Source organism: Bacillus sp. B25(2016b) (assembly GCF_001679765.1).
In the GTDB taxonomy this organism is placed as follows: domain Bacteria; phylum Bacillota; class Bacilli; order Bacillales; family Bacillaceae_G; genus Bacillus_A; species Bacillus_A thuringiensis_K.
Genome location: NZ_CP016285.1, coordinates 4,970,256 through 4,979,321 on the forward strand (window position 1 = coordinate 4,970,256; position 9,066 = coordinate 4,979,321).

Genomic DNA, 9,066 nt, shown 5'->3' on the forward strand with positions numbered 1-9,066 from the left:
CCGTCTTCTTTTGTCAGTCAGAGAGAATAGAAGAATAGGAGAGGAAAAAATGAGAAAATCATTGAAACAAAAAATAGTAAGCTCTTTGCTTGCTGTATCACTCGCTGTTAGCTTAGCTCCAATCGGGCAAGCGAAAGCGGATTCCACGTCAGAAGTTACACAAACTCCATCTATTACAAAACAGATTGATCCAAACCGCGCGATTGAACATGTTCGTTTCTTGTCTGAAACAATTGGTCCTCGCCCCGGTGGGACAAAATCCGAAGAATGGGCTTCTCGTTACATTGGTATGCAGCTTAAATCAATGGGCTATGACGTAGAATATCAACCATTTCAGGTGCCCGATCAATACGTTGGATTCATTGAATCACCACTATCAACAAAACGTACTTGGCAAGCTGGTGCTGCTCCTAATGCACTAATTTCTACAGAAGCTGTTACAGCTCCCCTTATCTTTGTTCAAGGTGGGACAAAATTAGAAGATATTCCAAATGAAGTAAACGGTAAAATTGTTTTATTTGAAAGAGGAACGACAGTTACAGACTATAATAAACAAGTTGAAAATGCTATTAGCAAAGGTGCAAAAGGTGTTCTTTTATACAGTTTAATTGGCGGACGCGGAAATTATGGACAAACCTTCAATCCCCGCCTAACGAAAAAGCAATCTATCCCTGTCTTTGGTCTTGCTTATGCACAAGGAAATGCATTTAAAGAAGAAATCGCTAAAAAAGGGACAACAATTCTTTCCCTAAAAGCGAGACATGAATCTAAATTAACATCTCTAAATGTTATCGCCAAAAAGAAACCAAAAAAGAGTACAGGTAATGAAAAAGCAGTCATTGTAAGCTCGCACTATGATAGTGTTGTCGGAGCACCTGGCGCAAATGATAATGCTTCTGGAACTGGATTAGTATTAGAACTAGCTCGTGCTTTTCAAAATGTAGAAACTGATAAAGAAATTCGCTTTATTACCTTTGGTTCTGAAGAAACTGGATTACTTGGTTCGGATTATTACGTGAATAGTCTATCCCCAAAAGAACGCGACCGTATTTTAGGTGTCTTTAACGCCGACATGGTTGCAACAAATTATGATAAAGCAAAGAATTTATACGCTATGACACCTGATGGCTCTACAAACTTTGTAACAGACGCTGCCTTGCAAGCAGGTAAACAACTAAATAATGAACTCTTCCTACAAGGTAAATTCGGTTCTAGTGATCATGTTCCATTTGCTGAAGCTGGTATTCCTGCTGCTCTATTCATTTGGATGGGTGTCGATAGTTGGAATCCATTAATCTATCATATTGAGAAGGTATACCATACACCTCAAGATAACGTATTAGAAAACATTTCGCCTGAACGAATGAGAATGGCATTAGACGTTATCGGAACAGGAGTTTATAACTCGCTTCAAAAACCTGTTCCTCAAACTGAACAGAAAGCTGCTTAATCATTTAAAAGACCACTGATTTTATCAGTGGTCTTTTATTGAGAAAAAATATATATGCATAAAAGCATATTTTATCCTACCCATTATCGTATACAATATTAATTGTAACAAAAACGATTACAACCAATAAGGAGGCTTTTTCTATTATGAAAAAAATGATTTTAGCAGGTGCATTAACTTTAGCAGGAATTACTGGAGCTACTGCGTTTATCCCTGAAACAAAAGTCGCTGCTGCCGCTCAAGAACAAAGCTTTACAAAATTTTATTCTTTGCAAACTGGAGGTAGTTCTGAACAAGAACCTATTTTCCTTCAAAAAGGACAAGAACTAACAATTCATCCTAACAGCAAAACTCCTAGTTACAGTGTTTATGACTCAAATCATAACCTTATTGGACGTTATTCTGATGGTTACGGCCGAATTTTCACTGCAAAAACAGATGGAAATATGTATGTTCAATTTCATGCACCTTACGTTTACTATAGTCCTGTTAGTTTTTCTGTTACTTATACTATTCAATAGAAAAGAGGTCCTTTATAGGACCCCTTTTATTTCTCTTCCCAATTCACTTTTACAAATCCATCTTTTACTTTTAATCCGCTTATATTCAATACATATTCTTCATTTGCTTTTAAAGTAACTGTAAAAGTACCTTTTTTCGATTCACAAATTTCCTTTAACTCTTTTATACCTTCTCCTTGTCTTTCATACACACTAAAGCATAAGTTTCCTCGTTTTGCATCTGTCTCATAAGAAAATGTCACTTCTATATCCTTTTCATATTGAAATTTAATATCCTTACCGGCAATATCCCATGATGAGAATTTTGCCTCGTAACTTGTTTTTCCTTGCTTCTCATTTTCTAAATATATATCTCCCGCTCTCCACGCATCATCTAACGTTTGTGCAAAAGTAAAACCACTAAGTAATACAAACATTGTACTTGCCAATACCGCAACTAATGTTACTTTCTGTTTTTTAACAAAATTCATCTTACATCCTCCTTCAACCTTCTTTTTACTTCTTCTTACCATATATAATAAAAACCCAATAAAGAATGGCAATATAACTGCTAAGATACTCCATCCTTTGCTCATTTGATGTGCTTTAGCATCTGTATATACCCATGATGTAACACATATTAAAAGTGCTATAAAAGCCAAAAACATTGTAATTCCAGCTATCTCAAATACTACAAATGGATTAGCGAACTCTATCATGTAATTTATACTCCTTCTTTAAAAATGACTGTATTACAACATATATCGGAATGTATACGTGCATCATAATCAAACTTGCTATCAGCATAGGAGTTTTATGATCCAAATGAGTGATAAATTGTTCTATAACAATTGTTAACAAAACAATCCAAATGGCATGAATACTAATTAGCCACCTCTTCTCTAACTTCTGAGCCTTTCGCACACCCTGCTTCGTGTTATTGATTAGCTCTTCGCTTGGAATTATCTCTCCTGCTAAACTGCTCTTTATTTTCTGTTCAAGTTTATCTTCCCTCATGAACGAACCCCTCCAAATGTTCTCGCATTTTCTTTTTCCCATAATTAAGCCGATACTTTACCGTACCAATTGGTATATTTAATATTTCACTCATCTCCTTGTAAGAATATTGTTCATAGTAATAGAGTACGAGTACCGTTTTATATTTTTCATTTAATAACTGTATAACTTCCCGTATCATTTCGGCTTCTACCTTTTGAATGATTTCCTCTGATATATTCACATCATCTACAAACTCTACTTCTCCACCATCTTCTTTATGAAATAAATCTAATACGCGATCCTTCCATCTTTTCTTCTTGCGGTAAAAGTCATAAAATGTACGAACGCAAATTGTAGTAATCCACTTTTTATAATTATCCACATAAGAAAGTTGGTGCCTTGATGAAAAAACCTTTATCCACGTCTCTTGAAAAATATCTTCCGCATCTTCTTTCGTTTTCGCTAATTTATAGCATAAGGAATATATTTGCTTCTTATATATATCAATTAATTCTTCTATCTTTTCTTCCATCATAAGCCTCCTAACATTTACATAAGACGACGCAAATTCCCCTTTTGTTTGATAAAATTTTATTTTTTTTATTATCTCCACATAAAAAGGCAATCACAACATCGTGTGATTGCCTTTTATTTAAAAACGAAAGCCCGCTTCCGCTTTTCTTCATTACATTTTTTCTGGTGCAGATACTCCTACGATTGCTAATGCATTTTGAAGTGTAGTGCGTACTGCTTTCATTAACTCGTAACGAGCTTTACTTAATTCTAAGTTATCTTGGTTTAATACTTTTTCCGCATTGTAGAAGCTGTGTAATGTTGCTGCTAATTCAAATGCATAGTTTGTAATACGGTGTGGCAGACGTTTTTGTGCTGCATCCGCAACTACAGCTGGGAATTCACCAAGTTTTTTCAGTAACTCTACTTCTTTCTCAGAAGTAACAAGTTTATAGTTCACATCTCCATCTGCAGCTAATCCTAATTCTTCGCCTTGACGAAGGATACTGCATACGCGAGCATGAGCATATTGTGCATAGTATACTGGGTTTTCATTAGATTTTGATACCGCTAAGTCCATATCAAAGTCTAAATGAGAGTCACCGCTACGCATTGCGAAGAAGTAACGCATTGCGTCCACGCCTACTTCTTCCATAAGCTCACGAAGTGTAACTGCTTTACCCGTACGCTTACTCATCTTCATTTTTTCACCGTTTTGATACAGTTGTACCATTTGGATGATTTCTACTTCAAGCGTGTCTTTATCGTAACCAAGTGCTTGAATAGCAGCCTTCATACGAGGAATGTAACCGTGGTGGTCAGCACCCCAAATGTTGATTAACTTATCAAAACCACGCTCTAATTTATCACGGTGATAAGCGATATCTGGTGTTAAGTATGTGTAAGAACCGTCGTTTTTAATTAATACACGGTTTTTGTCATCGCCGTAAGTCATTGAACGGAACCAAGTTGCTCCATCTTCTTCAAAGATCTCTTCACGCTCTTTTAATACAGCAAGAGCTTGATCAATTTTTCCGTTTTTGTATAGTGATGTTTCTGAGAACCATACATCAAATTTAACACGGAAGCTTTCTAAGTCTTTTTGAAGTTTTGCTAATTCATATTTTAAACCGTACTCACGGTAGAATTCATAGCTTTCTTTTTCATCAACTTTCGCATAACGATCGCCGAATTCTTCAGCTAAACGTTTACCGATTCCAATGATATCCGCACCATGGTAACCGTCTTCTGGCATTTCTTTATCTAAGCCTAAAGCTTGCATGTAACGAGCTTCAACAGAAAGAGCTAAGTTATGAATTTGGTTACCAGCATCATTAATGTAGTACTCACGAGATACATCATAGCCTGCTTTTGCTAATAGGTTACATAAAGTGTCACCTACTGCCGCACCACGTGCATGTCCTAAGTGAAGGTCACCTGTTGGATTCGCAGATACGAACTCAACTTGTACTTTTTCACCTTTACCAGTATTCGTTTCACCGTAAGCTTCACCAGCGTTTACGATTGTTGGAATTAAATCTGTTAAGTAGCTATTATCCATATAGAAGTTAATAAAACCAGGACCAGCGATTTCGATTTTTTCAATAGAAGCTTTTGCTTTATCAAAGTTTGCAACTAGTTCTTCTGCAATCATTCGAGGTGCTTTTTTTGCAACGCGTGCAAGTTGCATTGCCATATTTGTAGAGAAGTCACCATTTGTTTTATCTTTTGGAGATTCTAATACAACGTTTGGAATCTGTTCTTCTGTCGCTAATTCTGCCTTTAATACAGCAGCCTGAATTTCTTCTTTAATCAATCCTTTTACCTGTTCTAAGGAATTCATTATTTTGCCTCCTTCAAATTAATTGTAATAGTATATCTGCCAGCTTCTTGTTCACTTAGAAGCAATGCGTAAGTTAAGAAGAGTTGTCCTTTTTTCTTTTCATCCGACCATTTAAAAAGAACGTTATCAGTCTTTGTTTGCAATGCAAACGTACCAAGTTCACTTGTATACGTACCAGTTGTCCATTCACCTTTCACATGCGTCTGACGCATAGAAACAGCACCTGAACGCATAATGAGAACTTGTTCATCTTGAATTTTAATAATTGTTTTCACTTCGCCTTGTTCGTTCGGCTCCTGGAATGTTACATATGTACCTTGACCTTTTACATAGTATTGACCATTTGCTTCAAAAGCAACGGTTTCCTTCCTCGCCCCTTCACGGATTTCTGTTACGAAATGAACGTGTACCGGCAAGCCTGCAAGTTGTTTCTCCACGTCTTGCACACCTTTCAAATGTTATAGATATTAAATACTACTTATAATAAATCACTTTTCCTATCATATCAAAAAAAGACTCTGTCTGTCTGCTGAAAAATCAGGAAAACTCCATTTCAAAAAATAATTCACTTATACTTTATTTCATATGATAAAATGTTTTTTAAATCTAAATATTCTTTTAATTATAGAGGTGAATTCAGTGATACCAACAAAATTAATAAAAGGCGATGAAATACGAGTGATTTCCCCATCGTGTAGTTTAAGTATTGTTTCAAATGAAAATAGAAAACTTGCTATAAAAAGATTAACTGACATGGGCTTTCAAGTTACATTCTCAAAATATGCCGATGAGATAGATCGATTTGCTTCCTCTTCTATTTCTTCCCGCATTCAAGACCTCCATGAAGCATTTGGAGATCCTAATGTAAAAGCTATTTTGACTACACTTGGCGGATACAACTCAAATGGTTTATTAAAACATCTCGATTACGATTTAATTCGTGAAAACCCGAAATTTTTCTGTGGTTATTCTGATATTACTGCCTTAAATAATGTAATTTACGCAAAAACAGGACTTGTTACATATTCAGGACCCCATTTCTCTTCATTTGGAATGGAGAAAGGACTCGAGTATACAGCCGATTACTTTTTACAATGCTTAACCGCTAATGAGCCTATTGAAATCGTTCCGGCTGAAACGTGGAGCGATGATTCTTGGTATATAGATCAGGAAAATCGAGAATTTATTAAAAATGAAGGATATGTTTCAATTCATGAAGGAGAAGCTACGGGAGATATTATCGGTGGCAATATGAGCACATTTAACTTACTGCAAGGTACACCATATATACCAAATTTAAAGGACAAAATTTTATTTATTGAAGAAGATAGTTTAACTGGAACATCTACTCTTAAAACTTTTGATCGTTATTTACATTCCCTTATGCAGCAGCAAGATTTTGAATACATAAAGGGAATCGTTATAGGAAAGATGCAAAAAGGTGCAGAATGTACGATAGAAGACATTCAAGAAATGATTGCTTCAAAACCTGAACTTGCACATATTCCTATCATTGCAAACGCAAGTTTCGGGCATACAACTCCGATTTTCACTTTCCCAATTGGTGGAAGTGCAAAAATTATTTCTAACAAAGAAAAGACATCTATCACTATTTTAACGCACTAAAGAAGGAGCGAATGAGTCGCTCCTTTTATGGTTTTTCTATTTTTTCCAACGCTTTTTGCGGTATTGACTCTTTCGTTATTTCAGCCCATCCTTTTCCTTGCATACCTTTTGCATAAATTTTTATAAAAGCACCTGCATGCAATTCACGATTTACCATTCTTTTAATAATTTGTTGCTTTCCGTCCTCTGTATACCCTTTAAATGTATACAAATATTCACCGTCTTTTTTCTCACCTTTATCTACAACCGCATAATAATCTTGTATTTCTTTATTTGAAAAGAAGTTGTCTACAAAAGCATGTACACCTTCTGTTTTTGTGTTTAAATAATACGCTGTTCCACCTAGAATAATGGCGAATACAGCTAAAACTTTAATTACCAATTTCATACATGAACCTCCTGTTTGCACTTCTTTCTCGCTAGTATTATATCTATACTTGTATTATACGGAAAAGGGCATACTATACTCTATCTAAAAGTCTTACACTTTCCTTACATTATTGTAAGGGATTTTTTCTTACAGCAAGTTCTCAAGAAAAAATTTTTCCGTTTCATACACTTTTATATTATTATTGAATGATACGAATTTTTATTACAAAAATCAAAGGAGACAGTTTTCAAATGGCTATCTTGCAAGGTTTAGCACTATTACTCGTTGTACTTTGTCTATTTACACTTTTCAGTTACCGCGCGCCTTACGGAATGAAGGCGATGGGCGCTTTAGCTAATGCAGCAATTGCAAGTTTTCTTATTGAAGCATTTCACCGTTATATAGGTGGAGAAATGTTTCATAAGGACTTTTTACAATCAGTAGGAGAAGCTTCCGGTAGTATGAGCGGTGTCGCAGCAGCGATTTTAGTCGCATTAGCAATCGGTGTTTCCCCCGTATACGCTGTTTTAATTGGTATCGCTACTAGTGGATTCGGTATTTTACCAGGATTTTTCGCTGGATACGTTTGTGCCTTCGTCGTGAAATTTCTCGAAAAGAAATTACCAGCTGGTGTGGAATTTTTAGCAATCCTATTTATCGCTGCACCAATCTCACGCGGAATGGCAATGCTTATGGATCCGCTCGTTAACGCAACACTCGGTAAAATCGGTTCTATGATTTCAGTTGCAACTACAGAAAGTCCTATCATTATGGGTATTATGCTTGGTGGATTAATAACAGTTATTTCTACCTCTCCACTGAGTTCTATGGCACTAACTGCAATGCTTGGATTAACAGGTTTACCAATGGCAATTGCTAGTCTGGCCGTTGCAGCCTCAGCCCCGATGAACTTTATTTTCTTTAAACGATTAAAAATTTGTTCAAAGAAAGATACAATTGCTGTAGCAATCGAGCCTTTAACACAAGCCGATGTTGTCTCAGCAAATCCAATTCCAATCTATATGACAAATTTCGTTGGCGGTGCACTTGCTGGTATTATTACATCGCTATTCCAGCTTGTTAATAATGCACCTGGAACAGCATCACCAATTCCAGGTCTTCTTGTCCTATTCGGATTTAATGACGTTATAAAAGTAACGATTGCTGCCGTACTATGCGGAATCGTTACCACTATTGTCGGATACATCGGATCTATTGTTTTCCGTAAATATCCGATCCGCTCTGCTGATGAAATTCGCGGCATTGCTTCAGAAGAGAAAGTTGCATAAGAAAAAGAGCTATTCCCATCATTTGAGAATAGCTCTTTTTTATGTTGCATAACGGTAAATGAAATTATATAGGCGATTTTTTAAATATATCGGCGCAACTCGAATTATATCAGCGATTTTTTAAATATATCGACTTACCGACACATAACGACAAAATAAAAGCCCTCTAATCTGAAGTGACCCCCGAAAGTTAGACAGGTCGTTTCATTAGGCAGCCTCTAGGGTATGAGCCCGGTATTGTACTGGGCTCATACCCTTTAATTTTGCCTTAATTCTTTTATGATTATAGTATTCTATATACTTTGCTAACTCTTGTTTGAAATGTGTTATACTTTCAAATTCTTTTCGATACAGAAATTCCGATTTCATGATACCGAAGAAATTTTCAATAACGGCATTGTCATAACAGTTTCCTTTGCGAGACATACTTTGAGTTATGCCACAATTCTTAAGAGAATGACGGTATTGTTTCATTT

Annotated in this window: 11 protein-coding genes; 4 read left to right on the forward strand and 7 right to left on the reverse strand. The window is 35.9% G+C overall.

Annotated elements, in window-relative coordinates:
* Positions 1-49: 49 nt before the first annotated feature.
* Both BAQ53_RS25430 and BAQ53_RS25435 read left to right on the forward strand, forming a co-directional pair.
* A complete protein-coding gene (locus tag BAQ53_RS25430) occupies positions 50-1,450 on the forward strand; it encodes a M28 family metallopeptidase (protein WP_208906399.1) in 1,401 nt (466 codons plus the stop codon).
* Between the two features lie 146 nt (positions 1,451-1,596).
* Positions 1,597-1,971, forward strand: a complete 375-nt coding sequence (locus BAQ53_RS25435; protein ID WP_000738221.1) for a hypothetical protein — start codon at positions 1,597-1,599, stop codon at positions 1,969-1,971.
* 26 nt (positions 1,972-1,997) lie between these two features.
* On the opposite strand, the gene BAQ53_RS25440 is transcribed toward BAQ53_RS25435, so the two are convergent.
* The 5 genes from BAQ53_RS25440 to BAQ53_RS25460 all read right to left on the reverse strand — a co-directional run bounded on the left by BAQ53_RS25440 (position 1,998) and on the right by BAQ53_RS25460 (position 5,742).
* The gene (locus tag BAQ53_RS25440) at positions 1,998-2,669 is read right to left on the reverse strand and encodes an anti-sigma factor (protein ID WP_208906400.1); all 672 of its coding nucleotides are present in this window, start codon (positions 2,667-2,669) and stop codon (positions 1,998-2,000) included.
* Positions 2,653-2,967, reverse strand: coding sequence for a hypothetical protein (locus BAQ53_RS25445; RefSeq protein ID WP_001206382.1), 315 nt, complete (start codon positions 2,965-2,967; stop codon positions 2,653-2,655). The genes BAQ53_RS25440 and BAQ53_RS25445 overlap by 17 nt, the downstream gene beginning before the upstream one ends.
* The gene (locus BAQ53_RS25450) at positions 2,954-3,481 is read right to left on the reverse strand and encodes an RNA polymerase sigma factor (RefSeq protein ID WP_208906401.1); all 528 of its coding nucleotides are present in this window, start codon (positions 3,479-3,481) and stop codon (positions 2,954-2,956) included. Before BAQ53_RS25450 ends, BAQ53_RS25445 begins: the two co-directional genes overlap by 14 nt.
* A 153-nt stretch (positions 3,482-3,634) precedes the next feature.
* On the reverse strand, positions 3,635-5,305 hold the full coding sequence (gene argS / locus BAQ53_RS25455) for an arginine--tRNA ligase (RefSeq protein WP_208906402.1): 1,671 nt from the start codon (positions 5,303-5,305) through the stop codon (positions 3,635-3,637).
* Complete coding sequence (locus BAQ53_RS25460; RefSeq protein WP_000414867.1) at positions 5,305-5,742, reverse strand: YwiB family protein; 438 nt, start codon at positions 5,740-5,742, stop codon at positions 5,305-5,307. The genes argS and BAQ53_RS25460 overlap by 1 nt, the downstream gene beginning before the upstream one ends.
* Before the next feature lie 202 nt (positions 5,743-5,944).
* On the opposite strand from BAQ53_RS25460, the gene BAQ53_RS25465 reads away from it, so the two are divergent.
* A complete protein-coding gene (locus BAQ53_RS25465; RefSeq protein ID WP_208906403.1) occupies positions 5,945-6,931 on the forward strand; it encodes a S66 family peptidase in 987 nt (328 codons plus the stop codon).
* A 25-nt stretch (positions 6,932-6,956) separates the two neighbouring features.
* Here BAQ53_RS25465 and BAQ53_RS25470 read toward each other — a convergent pair whose 3' ends face one another.
* Complete coding sequence (locus BAQ53_RS25470) at positions 6,957-7,319, reverse strand: YxeA family protein (protein WP_000779931.1); 363 nt, start codon at positions 7,317-7,319, stop codon at positions 6,957-6,959.
* Between the two features lie 233 nt (positions 7,320-7,552).
* On the opposite strand from BAQ53_RS25470, the gene BAQ53_RS25475 reads away from it, so the two are divergent.
* Positions 7,553-8,590, forward strand: coding sequence for a PTS sugar transporter subunit IIC (locus tag BAQ53_RS25475; protein ID WP_208906404.1), 1,038 nt, complete (start codon positions 7,553-7,555; stop codon positions 8,588-8,590).
* A 207-nt stretch (positions 8,591-8,797) separates the two neighbouring features.
* Here BAQ53_RS25475 and BAQ53_RS25480 read toward each other — a convergent pair.
* Positions 8,798-9,066, reverse strand: a 269-nt coding sequence (locus BAQ53_RS25480) for an IS3 family transposase (protein WP_208905809.1), incomplete at its 5' end; no start/stop codon positions are given.

Excerpts from the sequence above, each read along its gene's own strand:
- BAQ53_RS25430 (WP_208906399.1), top strand. The coding sequence starts at position 50 with ATGAGAAAATCATTGAAACAAAAAATAGTAAGCTCTTTGCTTGCTGTA.
- BAQ53_RS25435 (WP_000738221.1), top strand. The coding sequence starts at position 1,597 with ATGAAAAAAATGATTTTAGCAGGTGCATTAACTTTAGCAGGAATTACT.
- BAQ53_RS25440 (WP_208906400.1), bottom strand. The coding sequence starts at position 2,669 with ATGATAGAGTTCGCTAATCCATTTGTAGTATTTGAGATAGCTGGAATT.
- BAQ53_RS25445 (WP_001206382.1), bottom strand. The coding sequence starts at position 2,967 with ATGAGGGAAGATAAACTTGAACAGAAAATAAAGAGCAGTTTAGCAGGA.
- BAQ53_RS25450 (WP_208906401.1), bottom strand. The coding sequence starts at position 3,481 with ATGGAAGAAAAGATAGAAGAATTAATTGATATATATAAGAAGCAAATA.
- argS (WP_208906402.1), bottom strand. The coding sequence starts at position 5,305 with ATGAATTCCTTAGAACAGGTAAAAGGATTGATTAAAGAAGAAATTCAG.
- BAQ53_RS25470 (WP_000779931.1), bottom strand. The coding sequence starts at position 7,319 with ATGAAATTGGTAATTAAAGTTTTAGCTGTATTCGCCATTATTCTAGGT.
- BAQ53_RS25475 (WP_208906404.1), top strand. The coding sequence starts at position 7,553 with ATGGCTATCTTGCAAGGTTTAGCACTATTACTCGTTGTACTTTGTCTA.